The organism is Nocardia sp. TBRC8007 (genome assembly GCF_056629435.1).
In genome coordinates this window covers 135534-153121 of sequence record NZ_JBWSOR010000004.1, presented here as the reverse complement: position 1 = coordinate 153121, position 17588 = coordinate 135534, and the positions used below count along the sequence as shown (strand labels likewise).

General features: G+C 60.7%; 19 protein-coding genes and 2 pseudogenes. 13 read left to right on the top strand and 8 right to left on the bottom strand.

Annotation, left to right across the window (positions count from 1 at the left end; genetic code table 11):
• Positions 1-279 precede the first annotated feature (279 nt).
• A complete protein-coding gene (locus ACX4ZE_RS06485; RefSeq protein ID WP_480272386.1) occupies positions 280-648 on the bottom strand; it encodes a hypothetical protein in 369 nt (122 codons plus the stop codon).
• Positions 649-831: 183 nt separating this feature from the next.
• Here ACX4ZE_RS06485 and ACX4ZE_RS06480 point away from each other — a divergent pair, with 183 nt between their 5' ends.
• Together ACX4ZE_RS06480 and ACX4ZE_RS06475 are read left to right on the top strand one after the other, a co-directional pair.
• Positions 832-1002, top strand: a complete 171-nt coding sequence (locus ACX4ZE_RS06480; protein ID WP_480272385.1) for a hypothetical protein — start codon at positions 832-834, stop codon at positions 1000-1002.
• Between the two features lie 400 nt (positions 1003-1402).
• Complete coding sequence (locus tag ACX4ZE_RS06475; protein ID WP_480272384.1) at positions 1403-1723, top strand: hypothetical protein; 321 nt, start codon at positions 1403-1405, stop codon at positions 1721-1723.
• 129 nt (positions 1724-1852) lie between these two features.
• On the opposite strand, the pseudogene ACX4ZE_RS06470 reads toward ACX4ZE_RS06475, so the two are convergent.
• Together ACX4ZE_RS06470 and ACX4ZE_RS06465 are read right to left on the bottom strand one after the other, a co-directional pair.
• Positions 1853-2689 (bottom strand): annotated as a pseudogene (locus ACX4ZE_RS06470) (3'-5' exonuclease); the annotation flags it as partial.
• Positions 2690-2733: 44 nt separating this feature from the next.
• Positions 2734-2880, bottom strand: a pseudogene (locus tag ACX4ZE_RS06465) (DEAD/DEAH box helicase); the annotation flags it as partial.
• Between the two features lie 384 nt (positions 2881-3264).
• Here ACX4ZE_RS06465 and ACX4ZE_RS06460 point away from each other — a divergent pair.
• Genes ACX4ZE_RS06460 through ACX4ZE_RS06450 form a run of 3 tightly spaced genes read left to right on the top strand, consistent with a single transcriptional unit; the run spans position 3265 to position 4753 of the window.
• The gene (locus tag ACX4ZE_RS06460) at positions 3265-4119 is read left to right on the top strand and encodes an IS3 family transposase (protein ID WP_480272383.1); all 855 of its coding nucleotides are present in this window, start codon (positions 3265-3267) and stop codon (positions 4117-4119) included.
• A 50-nt stretch (positions 4120-4169) separates the two neighbouring features.
• The gene (locus ACX4ZE_RS06455) at positions 4170-4391 is read left to right on the top strand and encodes a hypothetical protein (protein ID WP_480272382.1); all 222 of its coding nucleotides are present in this window, start codon (positions 4170-4172) and stop codon (positions 4389-4391) included.
• Entirely contained in the window at positions 4331-4753 is a 423-nt protein-coding gene (locus tag ACX4ZE_RS06450; RefSeq protein ID WP_480272381.1) for a hypothetical protein, read from the top strand. Before ACX4ZE_RS06455 ends, ACX4ZE_RS06450 begins: the two co-directional genes overlap by 61 nt.
• 137 nt (positions 4754-4890) lie before the next feature.
• Here ACX4ZE_RS06450 and ACX4ZE_RS06445 read toward each other — a convergent pair whose 3' ends face one another.
• The 4 genes from ACX4ZE_RS06445 to ACX4ZE_RS06430 form a co-directional block, all read right to left on the bottom strand.
• Positions 4891-5706, bottom strand: a complete 816-nt coding sequence (locus ACX4ZE_RS06445; RefSeq protein WP_480272380.1) for a class I SAM-dependent methyltransferase — start codon at positions 5704-5706, stop codon at positions 4891-4893.
• 40 nt (positions 5707-5746) lie between these two features.
• Positions 5747-6235, bottom strand: coding sequence for a hypothetical protein (locus ACX4ZE_RS06440; protein ID WP_480272379.1), 489 nt, complete (start codon positions 6233-6235; stop codon positions 5747-5749).
• A gap of 584 nt (positions 6236-6819) precedes the next feature.
• Positions 6820-7179: a hypothetical protein gene (locus tag ACX4ZE_RS06435; protein WP_480272378.1), complete on the bottom strand. Its 360-nt coding sequence runs from the start codon at positions 7177-7179 to the stop codon at positions 6820-6822.
• Between the two features lie 10 nt (positions 7180-7189).
• Positions 7190-7708, bottom strand: a complete 519-nt coding sequence (locus ACX4ZE_RS06430) for a DUF3558 domain-containing protein (RefSeq protein ID WP_480272377.1) — start codon at positions 7706-7708, stop codon at positions 7190-7192.
• Between the two features lie 538 nt (positions 7709-8246).
• Here ACX4ZE_RS06430 and ACX4ZE_RS06425 point away from each other — a divergent pair.
• The 8 genes from ACX4ZE_RS06425 (at position 8247) to ACX4ZE_RS06390 (ending at position 13614) form a co-directional block, all read left to right on the top strand.
• The gene (locus tag ACX4ZE_RS06425) at positions 8247-9023 is read left to right on the top strand and encodes a hypothetical protein (protein ID WP_480272376.1); all 777 of its coding nucleotides are present in this window, start codon (positions 8247-8249) and stop codon (positions 9021-9023) included.
• 1 nt (position 9024) lies between these two features.
• A complete protein-coding gene (locus ACX4ZE_RS06420) occupies positions 9025-9336 on the top strand; it encodes a hypothetical protein (protein ID WP_480272375.1) in 312 nt (103 codons plus the stop codon).
• Positions 9333-10232, top strand: a complete 900-nt coding sequence (locus ACX4ZE_RS06415) for a hypothetical protein (protein ID WP_480272374.1) — start codon at positions 9333-9335, stop codon at positions 10230-10232. The genes ACX4ZE_RS06420 and ACX4ZE_RS06415 overlap by 4 nt, the downstream gene beginning before the upstream one ends.
• Entirely contained in the window at positions 10229-10807 is a 579-nt protein-coding gene (locus ACX4ZE_RS06410; RefSeq protein WP_480272373.1) for a hypothetical protein, read from the top strand. The genes ACX4ZE_RS06415 and ACX4ZE_RS06410 overlap by 4 nt, the downstream gene beginning before the upstream one ends.
• Before the next feature lie 380 nt (positions 10808-11187).
• Positions 11188-11505 (top strand): hypothetical protein, encoded by a 318-nt coding sequence (locus ACX4ZE_RS06405; protein ID WP_480272372.1) that lies wholly within the window; start codon positions 11188-11190, stop codon positions 11503-11505.
• Between the two features lie 57 nt (positions 11506-11562).
• Positions 11563-11967 (top strand): hypothetical protein, encoded by a 405-nt coding sequence (locus ACX4ZE_RS06400; RefSeq protein ID WP_480272371.1) that lies wholly within the window; start codon positions 11563-11565, stop codon positions 11965-11967.
• Positions 11968-12089: 122 nt separating this feature from the next.
• Entirely contained in the window at positions 12090-12215 is a 126-nt protein-coding gene (locus ACX4ZE_RS06395) for a hypothetical protein (RefSeq protein WP_480272370.1), read from the top strand.
• 100 nt (positions 12216-12315) lie between these two features.
• Positions 12316-13614, top strand: coding sequence for a PIN-like domain-containing protein (locus ACX4ZE_RS06390; protein ID WP_480272369.1), 1299 nt, complete (start codon positions 12316-12318; stop codon positions 13612-13614).
• Positions 13615-13853: 239 nt separating this feature from the next.
• Here the strand turns inward: ACX4ZE_RS06390 and ACX4ZE_RS06385 are convergent, their stop codons facing one another.
• Entirely contained in the window at positions 13854-17585 is a 3732-nt protein-coding gene (locus tag ACX4ZE_RS06385; protein WP_480272368.1) for a multifunctional oxoglutarate decarboxylase/oxoglutarate dehydrogenase thiamine pyrophosphate-binding subunit/dihydrolipoyllysine-residue succinyltransferase subunit, read from the bottom strand.
• Positions 17586-17588 lie beyond the last annotated feature (3 nt).

Here is a 17588-nt window from a genome sequence, read left to right as displayed (position 1 = left end):
ACGAAAGACCGGCGGCGCCGCGTTCCTAGCAGTGTGTGCTCGACTGGATGCGCTCCTGGATCGGGCGACATACCTTTGTGGGAGTGGCGATCTCGGGGTGCTACTTACCCGATCGCTACTGCCAGGGCAGGACGCAGAAAGCCGAACTGGTTGTGTTCGCCCCTCATGTCGCGGTCGTGGTCGAGGTGAAAGGCACCGCACCGAAATGCCGTTACCAGCGCTCTTTCGGTGCATGCCAAACGGACGCCGGCGGTTGACCGGGTTCCAGAGCGACCCGGTCTATATGCATGCCCGCGACAACAGCCCATTCGATCGTATGCTTTTTCCGAATGGATATTCGGTATCCTTGGCGGCGCACTCTCGCTCGAACTTCTTGCGGTTGTAGTCACCCGAACTGGCCCACGGCCGGGTTCCGGCTCGGAGCTTGCCTGCGAGTAGACGGCACGCGTCGCAGAACGCCATACTGGTGTCGACCTCGTCCTGGGTGAGCCCAATGAGTTCGGTACAGAATTCGCTGATCGTGGAGCGCGCGGTCCGAACCAGAATGCGGTGCTTGGCAATTCGCTCGCCCGCGTCGAGGTTGACAACGGTCAAGCCGATTTCGATTTTCTCGCTGACAATGCCCGAGGGATCCCGCCCTCTCAGCATGTCGCTTCGACATCGACCACATTCCGCAGTCCCGAATTGCTGTTCATGCGCTGAGCGTATGGGTCGAGTCCTTTGTTCCTCAAAAGTTTTCGAGGTCAGCGTGATATCGCTTCGGTGAGTTCCCTGGCTGGCCGTGTGCCGCTGAATCGGCCGGTATCCTGCGTTGCGCCGGGTGGTGTAGCGGTGAACGACTTCGCCGTCATTGCAGGTGTATTCGGCACTGTAGCCGGAGTAGTGGCAGATAAGGGTTTTCGCGACTTCACACCCTGGATGACGGAACGAGGTGTAGGCGTTGCGGGCGAGCGCGGAGATCCGGTGATGATTTCATCGGAGTGTGCTGTTGTATTGCTGTGATATTCGGATACTGCGCTGTGAGGTGTCTCGATCACGAATCGAGTGCGCCGCTGTTTGCTCTATTGATATCGGGAAAACTGGCCTTCGGGAGGTTTTGGAAGTTATGCAATGGTGTTCTGTGCATCCGGTGACATAACCGCGATGGCGCTCTGATCGTATCTCTGACCTGCCTCATTACTAGAGGGGAACTGATTTCTATGTGATGTGTTTTGCCCTAATTGGGCGATATGTTAGAAATATCCGATAGTGTCTTGTTGTCGATGAGATTTTCTAGTTGTGAGGTTGGTTATAAGGCTGTTATAGTCTCTGGGAGATTGTTTTTCTCGTGATTAGCCTGTGTCTTATCCGCGCGGATCTCTGATACGCGGAACATCCCCATGAAATGTCTGGAGAGGAACACATGAGTAAGCTCGGTCGCGCCACCCGTATTGGTTTGTCTGTTTCCGCCGCCGTGTGCTTCGTGGCTCTCGGCGCCGCTACCGCATCGGCTGATGCCGGAGTCTCTACCGCTGAGGGAGCCAAGCTGGTGCCCATGGCAGACGCCCCGACCAAAGGGCACAAAGGTCTCGATACCGGCAGCGGCGTGCTCAGCAGCGGCAGCGGCGCGCTCGAAAGCGGCAGCGGCATGCTCGGCAGCGGCAGCGGCGCGCTCGAAAGCGGCAGCAGCGCGGCCGGCACCGGCCTTGGCATCCTCGGCGGCGGCACCAAGACTGGTCAGTAGCAGCCACATGCGTGTACCGGTGAACGTATCGACGATGCCGCATTCACCGGAGTCTCATGCCGGAGTGGTAGCCGAGTTCGCGTGGGTCGCTAATCGACCGTATTCATGCCTGGCGCGCCGATACTGTCGTCACCTCAGACTCCGGCGACCTCGCTGTTTCCCGCCGAATAATTCGGATCGCTGCCCGCTCCAAGTCACCACGAGCTGATCGCGTGCCCTGCTCGCCATGGCATAGAGCGGCGACCGCTCGCACAATCTCGCCTCATAACGCTCCTCTTCGGGCACGCCGTTGAGGCTCGTCTTCGAGAGCACGCGGGTCTCATCGATGCCAGCACGGATCATCCGGAAGAATTCCATCCCCTTCGAGCGATGCATGGTCAGCACTTGGACATGCCGCTGAGACAGCCGGACTGTCTTCGAGTGCGTGGGCGTCGACCCCACGTTCGGCGAGCGCGCGCACCACTTGTCCCCGATCGATGCCATTGCGGGTCAGTACGGCGATGGACGAGGGGTCGAGGTCGGTCAGCCATTTCCTGATCTGTTCGGTCATGGCATCGATTTCCTCTACGATCGAAACAAACTGCCGTAGTTCTGGTTTCAGTCCGGTCCGCGCGGATTTATAGTCGAGCGCGGACTCGAGGCCTTGTTCCAGATCGTGGTACCCGGCGCCGCTGAGCACGCCGACGGCGAACTACAGGTTCTGGGTGGTGGTTCGGTAGTTGAGCGTCAATCGGCGAGAGCGGCCGACGATCTTGATGCCGAGGCGGCCGAGCACCACTGGCCGGCCGTAGATGCGCTGGTGGGAGTCTTCGGTGAGAAACAGGTCGTCAGGCCCTCGGCGACCAGCGCGCGCCGCATCGTCCAATGGGTGGCGTGCAGGTCTCGTACTTCAACGACGATGACGTGATCTGCCAGGTGCGGCCGACCGGAATCGGTGCGTGTGCGCATATATTCGGCCGCAGCGGCCCGCCTTCACCCCCGGCCGGCTCGGCATGCGCGGTGATCAGTGCGGCCAACCGCTGCTCCTGGTCGTTGGTCAGGACGTTCATCGAGTAGATGAGCAGCGCCTTCATCCCCGCCACACCCTGCCGCTCGGTGCGCACCAGATGATCGAGGATCGAGATGAGGAACGATTCGGTCTTACCCGAACCGGTGTCGGTGGTGACTGATGTGCCCCGATTCTACGGAGTCGGTTTGCTTGACTCTTGGCTACGAAGTCATCGAAGAAGACTCGTTCGTGCCGATGCGTTATCCCGAAGAGTTCCGCCGCAAGGTGCTCGACCTCGTTCTGCCGGTCGCCCAGTTGCGCAGGTGGCAGCCGATCTGGGCATCAGCGATCAGACGATCTAAGGCCGGCGTAAGCAGGAGCTGGTCGACACCGGACAGCTACCAGGTGCGACCCGCGGTAGGCATGCCGAAATATCGGCTGCGAAGCGGCGGATCTGGGAACTCGAGCAACAGGTCGCGATCTTGAAACGTGCTCGTGAGCTACTGAAAGAGCAAGGTGGCGACCCATAAGGCGATACGCGGCCATAGCGACGATGCCGTCTGAGGGATTGCCGGTGCAGGCCGCGTGGCGGCTGCTCGGTGTCGCCGAATCCAGGTACTATCTAACCCCCTCCCTGTGGCGTTCTCGTCCGTCGTCGCAATGGGCGATCCGGCATGCGTGGCTGCTCGACCAGATCCGTAGCGTGCATGCCGCTTCGCAGGGCACCTACGGCGCTCGACACGTCTATGCCGAGCTGACCCTCGGTATCCGCGTCGGTCACAACCAGGTCGAGCTGCTGATGGCACGCGCAGCGCTCAAAGGGCTGCCCAGTAACCGCCGGGCGAGACCGAGACATCAGTCACCGACCGCCGATGATCTGGTCAACCGATCATTCGTCCAGGAACAGCCAAAACAGTTGTGGGTCAAAGACATAACGGAACATTTCACGCGGGAAGGCAAGCTGTATTGCGCGGTTGTGCTCGATACGTTCTCGCGACGGATGGTTGGCTGGTCGATCGATTCGACCCGGACCGCGGCACTGGTCACCAACGCGCTCGGGATGGCGATCTCGAACCATGCGCCAGAGCCTGGAACACTGATTCATTCCGACCACGGGACGCAACTCACCTCTTGGGCCTTCACCGACCGGGCCCACAGGTCCGGGCTGGTACCGTCGATGGGTTCGATCGGCGATTGCTACGACGATGCTGTTATCGAATCATTCTGGGGAAGAATGCAAACCGAACTACTCAACCGGAAACTCTGGCGAATCGGGATCGAGCTGGCGAACGCGATTTTCGAATACCTCGAGATCTTCCACAACCGTCAACGGCGCCACTCGGACCTCGGCGTGCGCACACCGATCGAATACGAGATGACGCAATCAACCATCCAACCCATGGCCTGAAGTCCAGTATCCCGACTGCACAGAACCCGGGGCGCATCACTTACTATCTGGTGAGCAATGTCGATACGCCGGAGATCACCTACGTGTTGTCTCCGGCGGCAACGGCCATCGAGCTCGGCGCTGTCGGTGTGATCTCGGGCAAGAACACCCCGGAGTGCGTGATGCGTGACGCGGTTATTCCGACCGTCACCGCCGATCCGCTGGAGTCGCGTTGGCTGGAGTCGAGACCGCCGACGGAAGGCCGCGCTACGACGTGCAGATCGCTGTGCTGAACCGGGACGTGGATGTCGATACGCTGTCCTCGATTATGCAGGCATGCCCAGGTGTGCGCTTCTCGGTGCACAATGGCAAAGGGTCGGAGCCTGCCATCGACTGGGATATGCTGGTAGTCAAGGACATTACCGGGGTAGGTTCGGCGCGGGAGATCTTCTACCTCCGGGAATTGGGCAATAAGATCACCGGCAGCATGCTCACGGCGGCTGTCGTGCGTTTCGTGACAGTAGGCAGTCGTACGGTGGTCGAATACTTCAGCGGCAAACTCGGCTCCTTCCCGCCCGAGATACCTGCTGAGAGCATCACTTTCGGTGATCGGCTTTGGCCGCGCAGGTGGCGAAGCCGAAGCAGTGACTTATAGCTGATAGCCCCGCTGTCCGGCCGTCAGTGCCGTGCCCTGAGCGGCATGAGCGAGCACTCGAGTGTGAGGCTTCGCGGTTCCGGCCTCCCAGGAGGCCGATCAGGGCGATATGATCCTTCTGCGGCATGATGCGCTGGTCATCGGGCTGGAACCCGGGAAAGGATTTCACCGTGGACGAGTGAGAACCAGCCGTCGTCCGCATCGGCCCATGATCGCCATGCCTCGGCGATGCGCCGCAGATCTGCCGATGTGGCGAGCCCGCTGTCGACCAACTGGCGGGCCAGGGCCGACTCCACGATACGCTCGGCCCACATCCCGCCCCACCATTGCCGATCCGTGGGGGTGGAGTAGCACCACGTGGACGACGTCGCGGTGATATCGGTGTAGCCCGCGGACCGCGCCCAGGACAGCAGCCTGCGTCCGGCATCGGGCTCGCCGCCATTGGCACGCGCCGCCGCGTCGTACAGCCGCAGCCAGTCATCGAGCCCGGGCAACGACGGCCACCAGACGAACCCCGCGTAATCGCTGTCGCGTACGGCGACGATGCCCCCCGGCCGGGTGACCCGCTTCATCTCACGCAGGGCCGCGACCGGGTCTGCCACGTGCTGGAGGACTTGATGTGCGTGGGTCACGTCGAACGAGGCATCCGGAAAGGTCAGGGTGTGCACATCTTGCACACTGAATTCGATATTGGTGACCCCTTGTTCGGCGGCAAGCTCGCGCGATAGTGCCAGTTCGGCCTTTCCGAGCTCGGTGGCCGTCACCCGCGTCACCATGGACGCGAGATCCATGGTGATCGTTCCCGGTCCGGCACCGATATCGAGGAGCGAAGCGCGGGAGTCGAGATGCGGGACCAGGTAGGCGGCCGAGTCGGCCGCGGTTCGCCGGCTGTGTGAGCGCAGCACCGATTTGTGATGTCCATGCGTGTATCGAGCCACGAGATCTCCTTCCATCTGGTCCGATTCTGCCTCCACGCAAATACAAGTGTCCACATTAAAAGACATTTGTCTCATATAGTGGGACTACTATAGGGAAGTTCCAGGTGGCGAGTGGTGTGCTCACCGCACCGATCATTTCGCCCACCGGCTGAGCGGAGTCATATGGTGGTATAGGAATGCTGTTCAACCACCATTCGACTACCGTCGGTAATTCATGATGAGTGGTGATACCTGCTGAACTCGTCTCAGCATCCAGGCAACCCGCTTGTGTTGTGCGGACTATCCGAATGATCTCGGCCTCATCGGTTACATGGTTTCGAGTCGCGGCCCAGCGGACGCTGGCCAGAAGTTCCAGCCCATACATGCTGTCGAATCCTTCGGTAAGCGCGATGACGCGTTCGACTCGGGCGGCAGTCTTACGAGCGGCAATGAGCCTTACGAGCGGCAATGAGCACGGCAACTGCTTGCTGGGACGGGTCGGACCGAGACACCGGCGCGATCCTGGCGTCAGATGACCATCGCCGAACTGGTCAATCATGGTCATTTGCAAAGGGTTCAGGCGCAGCCACCCACCAAGGAGGTGGTTGTCGCGGGGGAGTGGTGGCCGGTACTCACGGCATCGAATGTCGGCGCGGAGAGAGCCGCGTCGAGAATGATGAGCACGGCGGAACTTGCGGAAACGGTCGAGATCGAACTCGGGGAGGTAATGATTCCCGTGCTGCATGGTGACCGCGCGGGCAGCGGGAACATCCGCGTCGCTGTACCGGACGATGTGAGGGTGCTTCGGGCGCGCAACTGCACACACTGTGTGTCGATCGGGAGCGTCTGGATCCCTGATTCGTGGCCGGGTTCCTCTCCTGCTCCGACAATATCGCCGCGACCAGAATGCCCATGGTCCGGTTCGATCCAGACAGACTGCGCATTCCAGTGGTGTCGCCGGCGGAGCAGCGTCGTTACGGTGTGTTGTTTCAACGGCTCTTCCAATTGCGTGCCGCCGCGCGCTGCCGAGGTGCTCGCTGATCGGGTGTGTACCGGACTCACCGCGGGTGTCCTCGCTCCCACCGACGAGGGCGATCAGCGACAGCCGAAACGAATCGAGCTCTTCACCTCGATGGAAATCGTTCGATGCTATAGATGTTCGCCGGTTCGGTCGATCGCATTCGCGTTGGTGATGTCCTGGCCGGTGATCCGCTGGAACGATACGGCCATGACATCGCGGATGTGTCTGACGGTCTCGATATGTTCTCGGATCGAGGTCTCCAAGTCGTTGCCTTGACTCACATACTTGGCTTCGAGACGGTGGCCCATATCGAAATCGCCGAAGCCCGAGACATTCCGAATCTGGTCGATCAATAGCAGTATGCCCCGTAAATCGGACAGGCGCTTTTCACATGCGCGGTGGCAATCACGAGCGACGTTCTCGTCGGCGATATACAGCTCCCCCGCTCGCGCCTGTTCGGCCAGCCGTTGCCACTGGTTATGCTCCATCCCACTACTCCTATCGTGGCAATGCCGGAACGATCACATCTCCTACCCGGCGTAGCGCGGCGCACGGATCTCCAGGGTCGTCGAGGATCGGATTGTTCAGCAATGCCAATTGCACAGCCCCCTGTGCGGCGGGGAACACGTAGTCGCACTTGAGATCTGTGACCCCGCCCTGAACGCGGAACTGTTTACCGGCCCGCCCGGCCACCTCCACGTCGCGGAAGTCGATGTTGCTCGGTTTACGTTCGAACTCCGCGACAGTGCGGCCGGTCGAATAGATCGTGACCGAGTACGTCTCACCGTCCCAGCTGCATATCTTCCACCCGGACTGCTCGATCCCGCCGATTCCGGTTTCAGCGCTGGCCGGATCGACCCCGGCCGCGCGCACCGTGTCGGGAGGGAGGGAACACGGGTCCCATAGCGGGATGGTCCTTATTGTCGAGGTCGCGCCACTGGTGTGCTCCCCGCCGCCGCATGCGACGAGGCTCGTCCCCACCGCGGCAGCGGCCGCCAATCGCCCGACTCGGCGCATCCGCTTCCCGCCCCTTCGCTCAGCTCGAGATCATCGAATCGGACTATACCCTGGACGCGCGCCGCTGCCCCGGTGTCCAGCGCCGCGCACCGAGTCGGTTCATCGGCTCGGCTCCTGCCGAGCGGTTCGGATCGCTGCCCGCTTCAGGCTCGCTGCGACGCAGAGCAGTGCCATGATCGAATCGTGTGGCAGAGTATGGTGGCTGCCGCTGCCGTGACTGTGCGCGGGTACGAGGGGGAATGTTTTGTCCAGGAAACGATCAGCTGTTCCGATCGGTCGGCAGCAGAAGTTGTGCGTAGTAAGGGGGTTTCGGTCCAGACATGGGTCTGCGCTCCACCGCTTTGCTCAGGGCTCGACGGGTCGGTATGCGGTTCGCTGGTACAGCGGTGCGGCAGCCGTTTGTCGACCGAGGCCGATCCGATACCCGCGCGCCGCGCGATCAGCGTTCGAATCATCAGCTATTGCACAGTCTTCGGGTGGCCCGTCTACCGGTGTGGCACTCGGTATTCGGTATCGGGCGATATGAGAGGACATCAGGATGGCGGTTCAGGGCCATTACAATCACTATGACGACCCCGACGAATTCTGGGACGACGAGCCCATTGTCCGAAAACAATCGGCCCTCGCCCATCCTTTGCCACCTCCTGTTCCAGAACCCGCGCTGCCACGTCATGTGCCGACGCCTTCGGACACTGGATCATGGACCCCGGCAGCAGAATCCGCCTACCAGCCGCGGGTCGGTTCCGCATTCGCATCGATGCAACTCGATCACGGCTTTCTTCCTGTGCGTATCGGACTCGGCTCAGGGTGGAGCCGCTACGTAGGTCCGCACGAGGTCGGTGAGGAATTGCTGGCGGCGTATCGCGCAGCGGTGGTCGAACGGCTGAAGGGTCTCTACTCCTCCGGTCGTCGGCCTTCGCCGCAGGAGGTGTCGGAGGCAGCGGTCCCGGACCGTAGAACAGTGCTGATGATTCTGCTCGAAACCCGGACGTGGGAGCAGTACTGTGATGTTTCCAGCGGTATGGTCAACGGCGCACGATACGAGGTGCACGGTCGGGTGATCATCGAGGGCGGGTATCCCGTTACGGTCAGTGCCGACCGCCGGTATCTGCGATCGATAACGGTGCGGAGCGACTGGGCGAGGCGCGCCCATCCCGAGGGAATCGTCGATGAGATCTTGTGGTGCGCGGACAGTATCCGTTCGCTGCGTCCGAAATTCACTGTCCAAGAGGACTACTCGCGATATTCGGATTCGGATCTCGAATATCGTCTCGACCGTCATAGGCTGCGACTCCTCCAGGAAAGGGTGGGGTGATATGTCCGATAAGCTGTACCTTTCGCTGAAAGCGATGGAGCACGCTGTCACGAAGTGGCGTGCGGCCGCCGACCACCTCGAGGCAGGTAGGGGTAGGACCGCCGATCTGGAGATCGCCGCGAACCAGGCGGGAACATTCGGTAGCGCTCTGGCCAAGTATGAGCCCGCCCCCGGCTACTTCCGGGACAGGTTGCAGGAAGGCGTCGACGTGTTGAACGATATCGCCACAGTGCTGGAATACGCGCACAATCAATACCTGGCGGAGGACCTGGAGACCAAAATTAGGCTTTCGCGGCTGGAGGGGGAATTGTGACAGACAGTCGCGGAGAGTTGCGCGAGCAGATAGAATTCATCAGAGCCAGTACGGATCTCATTGGTAATCTGCCGGATAGAATCGGCAGTTACAGCGGGAATCTTGTAAAATATATCCGGGCGAATGGGGTCACCGGAGCGGCAAGCGGGAACTTTGCTGGGCTGTTTTTCATGGAAAGTGCCGTCGATGATATCTGGGAACATCGTGACGAGATAAACAAAGCTATCAGAGCAACTGGAGAAAGGCTCAATGAGATTTCTCCTGAACTCGAGGTTCCGATAAAGTTTCTCGATATCGCCGACGAGTGGCGAAGCCTGCAAGGCGATATTATTGCCGCCAAAAATAGTTTCGACGAAACCAATCTGGGTGCGGAATGGCAAGGAGATGCAGCGGCTAGATACGTCGAAATGCGTACCAGGCAAGAACGGGCGCTGGAATCCATGTCCGAAGTGAGCCAGAAAATAGCAGAAAGCCTTGATAAGGTTGCGGCCGCTGAGCTGACATTGTACGCCGAGCTGGCCACGAAAGCGCAGGAGTTGGTGAACACGGTCGCAGAGGCTACGGGTAGTGCCTTCGCTGCTATGTTCGATCTCCCCTGGGGGCCGATCTCCGCTATGGGGGAACTGCTGAACGCGGTCATGGCCTTGGAAACCATGATCCTGGGCTGCGTTACATCTATAGCAGATAGCGCTCTGACGAATATGACTGAAGGCAACAAGATCGGGCAGGAAATATCGATTCAAAAAGGCTTGCCTGACAATACATGGCCTTCCGCTGTCAAAGGTTCCTACGGTCGGGGGATTGATGGTATTCGGGCGGCGATCGGCGATGCATCATCGAAAGACGGAGATATATCGGATTGGGAGATCGGCACAACTCGGGTGGTAGCAGAATGAGAAAAATTCTGATGGTGATGAGTGCCGCTGCTGTGTTGTCACTGACGGCTGGATGTAACACTCCGCCATCATCTTTGCCTGCGAATTCTTCTATATCAGAGACGCGCTCAGTATTGACGCTGAAACATTTATGTGATTTCGTGATGAAATTCTTTGCGGAAGAGTTTCATTCTGTAGACTTGTGGACTCAATCTCTTAACTCGATGGAAATGGATATCACGACCGGCGGGTACTGCAACATTGCGCAAGGAGAGAATAAATTTGTTGCTCAATGGTCATCCTACTATAAGCCGGAACAGCTGGACCCGACCAACGGCATGAAAGATTTCGATAAGACTATATTCCTGGATGTACCCGTGCGAGTGGAGGATGATCGGAAAAACCAGTACGATCCTCTAGTGCGGCTTGTCGCCCGCGTCGATGAATGGAATGCGCGTCTGGAAATTCAGGATTCCAAGACTTTGACGACGGACGGTGTTCTGAGCTTGACCGAGGACGACTTGCATAAGTCTGCTCAGTTTCTCGTGGAGTTGACCAGGAAGCTCGCTTCGGTGCCGCAGCAGCCGCTCAGATGAACCTGATCCGATACCGCGGTGCCTGTATCGGGAGGGTTGAAATGCGTCCGTCCGACAGCTGATTCGGATGATCGGGTTCCGACCCTGCAGCGCACGGCAGGAATAGGGTGGCCGAGCGGATGACAGCTGGATTCGCCGAGTCGCCCTGTCCGCCCACCGCGCTGCTACCGTTTCGCTGAGGTGTCCGGCGTCTGAGCGGAGGCAGCGACGCGGCGCATGAACCGTCCGACTATCCGGGCGATCAAGAGTTCGCGGAACAAGCTCTCGGTGTCGTCTTCCACGACTCGAGGTGTTACGGGGACGTCGGTGACCCGCTGTGGGCATCGGCGGGAGGCGCCGCGACCTGGATGCGGCACTGTCTCGGGCGCGCGCCGGATGCGATGACCATCGCAGTACTCATGCCGGGGTCGGCGGCGGCGAATCGGCAGGTGCGGCCGTTGCGTAGTGTGCTGTTGCGCAGCGGTGTGCTGCGCCATTGTCTCCAGGCTACCCGGCGGGCGGGACCATTGGTTGTTGTGCGCGGGTTGTTGTGCGCGTCGAATGACGTGCGCCCTGATCATAACTTCTTGGTCGACGCAACCGATGGCCCCGCGCGTGTCGTTGTGGCACGGCAAGCCTTCCAGCGAGCCCCTACGCATCCCGAGGCGGTGCCGCACACGGTGCGGGTGTGGACCGACTCGATGAGTACATCGACTTGACGCCGGCCGCGACCGCTGCGTATCGGATCGATCAGTACCCCGCGTCGCGCACGATGCTTGGCGGAACGGCTGGCTGCAACACCGCCGCTGTTGCAGACGAACGAGGATGCGCATCGCACCGTATCGCTCGGTGAACTCGTCGAGGCCGGGGCGGTCGGCTTCCATCAATCGTCCGCATCGCACACCACGCCCACGGCGCCGGACTATTCCGTGAAAGCCACGAATTCCATTCCGACCGAAGATTTCAGCCGCGGCGACCTGTATCGCGCGATCGAACGGGTCCACAAGCTCGCCGACGAATCGCGCTATCATCCGGCGATCCGCGAATTGAAAACTGTGGTGGCAGCCACGGTGCCGCTGCTCGGGTTGCGGGACGCCGACGTGGTCGACGCCAGGGTGAAGCTCGCCGATCTGCGTGCGGAGGCGGTTGCCCGGAGACCGCCGAACACTATCGCGGCCTGATCGATGATTCGACCGCCGAGCGGGGGCCTTATGCCGAGCAGGTCATGTACTGTCAGCGGCGACTCGCGGTCTGCCAGGTACACCTCGGTGAGCTCAGTGCGGCACGAGATCGACTGGAGAGTTTGAAGTTTCAGATGGAAGCCCGATACGGGGAGACCGATCGCCGGGTGGTGGAGTTGGGGGAGTTGATCGAGGGGGATTCGCCGTCGACACATCCTTTGGCCCCTGATCGAGCAGCCGAGAAGTGATAGCCTCATGCGGTCTGGGGACGGTAGAGTTCCTCGGGTCGATCGCTTCTCTTTCTGTCGGCATTTCCAGGGTGTAGCGGTCTATTACCGAAAGGTTGGTATGACGAGGGGTGGGTTGTTCACTGGTTTCGAGTCGTTCCAGGTTCCAAGCGAATCCGACAAAAGGGCCGCACTGGAACATGCGATCTTGTCGATCGATACCAACGTCTTGCTCAATCTCTATCGCTACAATCGATCGACTTCCTTTGATTTGCTGAAAGTTTTCGAAGCAACTCAGGATCGGCTGTTCGTTCCGCATCAGGTGATCCGTGAGTTCTGGCGTAATCGTCAGTCGGTCATCAGTAGTCTGGGCAGCGCCACGAAGGACGCCCACGATACCTTGGCCAAGAACAGTGTCTCGACGCAGAACGTGATCCGTGAGTGGGCGAAGCGCACAGCGCTGGAGGTCAAGGCGTTCGAATCGTTGATCAAGGAAACATCGGTTTTCTTCGAATCGTTGAAGACCGAGCTAACTGGTGAGCCGCAGTCGTCCGGTGTTCAATTGGCAACCGTAGACGATTGGCTTATCGGGAAGCTCGAAGTGTTACTGGACGGCTCGGTCGGATCGGAGTTGACTGCCGAGGAATGGCGGACCGCGGTCACGGAGGGGCAGCGAAGAGTCGAGAATCAGGAGCCGCCGGGGTACAAGGATGCGAAGAAGCTCGAATCCAACTTACCCGAAGGAGCTTCGGGCGATTACCTTGTGTGGCTGCAGCTGTTGGTCGAAGGCGAGGCGCTGCGTAAAGACTTGATACTCGTACAGGCGGATACGAAGGAGGACTGGTGGAGTCGGGCCGAGCGAGGTCAGCTTATCGGACCTAGACGAGAGTTGATCGAGGAGTATCTGCGGCATACCGGTCAGCGGTTCTACTTGTTCACACCAAAGGATTTGCTCGAACACTCGACCACATTGGGTGTCGGGACAAGCGAGGACTCGGTGGCCGACGTCGAGCGGATTCACCAAGATGATGTGACCGCTGATACCGTGCCCGTTACGCGTCGCGGACGCTCGGTGCACGTTGTCGTCGATAATGAGCTGATCGAGCCCGGCGCAGTACTGGAGATCGATCTTGTTGGAACTATCAACACAACGTTGTTGGATCAGGTGGACGACTGGATCGCGCAACGCCCAGAGCGCGGCAGAGCGCGCTGGGTTCCGGACCGAAACCGGCCGCTTCGGTGGTGTGCGGACACCGATGGTGAAGCCGGTACTTGGGCACCGACAAGGCTGGCCCAACATATCCTCGCCGAGGCCACCGGAATCACAGCGAGACGTACTTTATCAGGCCCCGATGTCTGGCTTCATCGTGGCCGCAGCTTGTACGGAATTGCCTCGGATCATCTCGACGAAACCGAATAGCTTCGGCGGTTGAATGCGGTGTACCTGCTCACCGAGTAGCGGTGCGGTGATTGCGTAGCTCGCTTCGGACACAGATTTTCGGCGAGGACGGGTCAGCATGAACATCGCGGACACTGTGTGGATGGCGAGAAGAAGGCGCCTGTTGGCCGCTGTTCGCCCAGCGGTTTGTGAATAGTCGAACGCCGAGCCGAATTACTCTGGGACAGAGATTGTTCGGCCCGGCGTCTGGTCAGTGAAAACTACGCGGTCGGTTCGAATGCTTCGGCGATGATCTCTGCCTGTTCCACCGCGTGCACCTTGCTCGAACCCGAGGAGGGCGCCGACATGGCGCGCCGGGAGATGCGGCGCAGCTTGTCGAGCCTGGCGGGCAGGGCCTCAGGAAGGTTGAGGCCGAAGAAGGGCCAGGCGCCCTGGTTGGCTGGTTCTTCTTGAACCCAGGCGAGGTCGGTGGCGTTGGGGTAACCTTCCAGCGCCTCGTTCAGACGACGGGTGGGCAGCGGGTAGAGCTGCTCGATTCGTATGATCGCCACGTCCTCGCGTTTCTTTTTGGCTTTCTCGGCGGCCAGTTCGTAGTAGAGCTTGCCGCTGGTCATCAGGATGCGCTTGACCTTGTCACGGTCGCCGATGCCTTGTTCGTAGGAGGGTTCGTCGAACACCGAGCGGAATTTGCTCTCGGTGAAGTCCTTGAGGTCGGAGATCACGGCCTTGTTGCGCAGCATCGACTTCGGGGTGAAGACGATCAGCGGGCGGCGGATGCCGTCCAGTGCGTGGCGTCGCAGCAGGTGAAAATAATTCGCTGGGGTGGAGGGCACCGCGACGGTCATGGAGCCTTCCGCGCATAGCTGCAGGAAGCGTTCGATACGGCCGGAGGTGTGGTCGGGGCCCTGGCCTTCGTGGCCATGGGGCAGCAGCAGCACTACGTCGGAGAGCTGGCCCCATTTGGCTTCACCGGAGGAGATGAATTCGTCGATGACCGACTGCGCGCCGTTGACGAAGTCGCCGAATTGCGCTTCCCACAACACCAGGGCGTTGGGGTTGCCCAGCGAGTAGCCGTATTCGAATCCGACGGCGGCGAATTCGCTCAACGCCGAGTCGTGCACCGCGAACCAGCCCGGCTGTTCGCTGCCGATGTTGTGCAGTGGAGTGTACTCCGCGGCAGTCTTGCGGTCGATGATCACCGCGTGCCGCTGGGTAAACGTGCCACGGCGGGAGTCCTGGCCGGTCAGGCGCACGGCGCGGCCCTCGTCGATCAGGGTGCCGAAGGCGAGTAGTTCAGCGAAGGCCCAGTCGACCTTGCCCTCGTAGGCCATCTCGCGGCGCTTCTCCAGCACCGGTTTGACACGAGGGTGCACGTTGAAGCCCTCGGGTACGCCGAGGAAGGCGTCGCCGATGCGCTGTAGGACGGCCTTGCCCACGGCCGTGACGACAGTGCCCGGCAGCGGCTGGTCGCCCTCAACCGATTCGCTCGGTTCCGGCGAGTACTTCTCCAACTCGCGGACCTCGTTGAAAACTCGCTCCAGCTGGCCCTGGTAGTCGCGCAGCGCGTCCTCGGCCTCTTTCAGCGAGATATCACCACGGCCGATCAGACTTTCGGTGTAGGCCTTGCGGACCGAGCGCTTGGTGTCGATCACGTCGTACATATAAGGCTGGGTCATCGACGGGTCGTCGCCCTCGTTGTGACCGCGGCGACGGTAGCAGATCATATCGATGACAACGTCTTTGCGGAACTTCTGCCGGAAGTCGACCGCGAGGCGTGCCACCCAGTCGCAGGCCTCCGGGTCGTCGCCGTTGACGTGGAAGATCGGCGCGCCGATGAATTTCGCGATATCGGTGGAGTATTCGGTGGAGCGGCTGTTCTCCGGAGCGGTGGTGAAGCCGATCTGGTTGTTCACCACAATGTGGATGGTGCCGCCGACCCGGTAGCCGCGCAGCCCCGACAGGTTCAGTGTTTCGGCTACCACGCCCTGGCCCGCGAACGCGGCGTCACCGTGCAGCATCAGTGGCACGACCGAATAGCCTTCCGGCCCGTCGCCTTTGTCCAACAGATCCTGCTTGGCGCGGACCAGGCCCTCCAAGACCGGGTCGACCGCCTCCAGGTGCGAGGGGTTGGCGGTCAGCGAGACCTCGATCTCGTTGTCGCCGAACATCTGCAGATAGGTGCCCTGAGCGCCGAGATGGTACTTCACGTCGCCGGAACCGTGGGTGGCCGCCGGGTTCATGTTGCCCTCGAACTCGGTGAAGATCTTCGAGTACGGCTTGCCGACGATATTGGCGAGCACGTTGAGCCTGCCGCGGTGCGGCATGCCGATGACGACCTCGTCGAGGCTGTGCTCGGCGCACTGGTCGATGACCGCGTCCATCATGGGAATGACGGTCTCGGCGCCCTCCAGCGAGAAGCGCTTCTGTCCGACATATTTGGTCTGCAGGAAGGTTTCGAACGCCTCTGCCGCGTTCAGCCGGTTCAGGATGTACTTCTGCTGCGCGATGGTCGGTTTGACATGTTTCTGCTCGACCCGGTCCTGAATCCACTGCAGCTGCTCGGGATCGAGGATGTGGGTGTACTCGATGCCGATGTGCCTGCAGTAGGCGTCACGCAGCAGCGAAAGCACATCACGCAGCTTCATCCGTTCCTGGCCGTGGAAGCCCGCGACATTGAATGTGCGCTCCAGATCCCACAGCGTGAGGCTGTGCTGGGTGACGTCCAGGTCGGGGTGGCTACGGAACTTGTCCTTGACCAGCCCCAGCGGGTCGGTGTCGGCCATCAGGTGGCCGCGGTTACGGTAGGCGGCGATCATTTCCAGTACGCGCGCGCTCTTGTCGACGCCGCGCTCGCGAACATCCTTACGCCAACGGACCGGTTCGTAGGGCACACCGAGGCCGTGGAAGATCTCGTCGAAGAAATCGTCGGAGATCAGCAACTGGTGGATAGTGCGCAGGAAGTCGCCGGATTCCGCGCCCTGGATGATGCGGTGGTCGTAGGTGGAAGTCAGCGTCATCAGTTTGCCGACGCCGAGTTCCGCGATGCGCTCGTCGCTCATGCCCTGGAATTCGGCCGGGTACTCCATCGCGCCCGCGCCGATGATCGCGCCCTGGCCGTTCATCAGACGAGGCACCGAGTGCACTGTTCCGATGGTGCCAGGGTTGGTCAGGGAGATGGTGACGCCGGAGAAATCCTCTGCGGTGAGTTTGCCGTCGCGGGCGCGGCGGACGATGTCTTCATAGGCGGTGTGGAACTGCCCGAAGGTCATTGTCTCGCAACCCTTGATGGCCGCGACGACCAGCGATCGGTTGCCGTCCTTACCCGGCAGGTCGATGGCCAGACCGAGGTTGGTGTGCGCGGGAGTGATCGCATTCGGTTTCCCGTCGATTTCGGCGTAGTGCCGGTTCATGTTCGGGAAGGCTTCGACGGCCTGCACGATGGCATAGCCGAGCAGGTGGGTGAAGGAGATCTTGCCACCTCGGGTGCGCGCGAGATGGTTGTTGATGACCTGGCGATTGTCGATCATCAGCTTGGCCGGGACGGCGCGTACGCTGGTCGCGGTGGGGATGCTCAGCGAGGAGGCCATGTTCTTCGCTACGGCGGCAGCGGCGCCACGCAGCACTTTGGCCTCATCGGCGGTGGTGTCGGCCCGCTTCGGACCGGAGGTGGGTGCGGCGTTCGATACCGGAGCCGGCGTGGTCTGCGGAGTACGAGTGGTCACTGGGGCGGGTACGGTGGGTTTCGCGGCAGCTGGGGTGGAGGCCTTCGGCGTCGTGACGGTGGGCTCGGGCGCGGTGGCAGCTTGCTTTGGCGCGGTGTGACTGTTACCGGACTCGCCACTCGCGTCGGGTGTGTAGTCGGAAAGGAACTCGTGCCAGCTTTCGTCGACCGAGGATGGGTCCTGTTGGAACCTTTGATACATCTCGTCGACTAGCCACTGGTTCTGTCCGAACTGGGAAGTTGAGCTGCTCACAGCAGGTGTTCGCCTCATTTC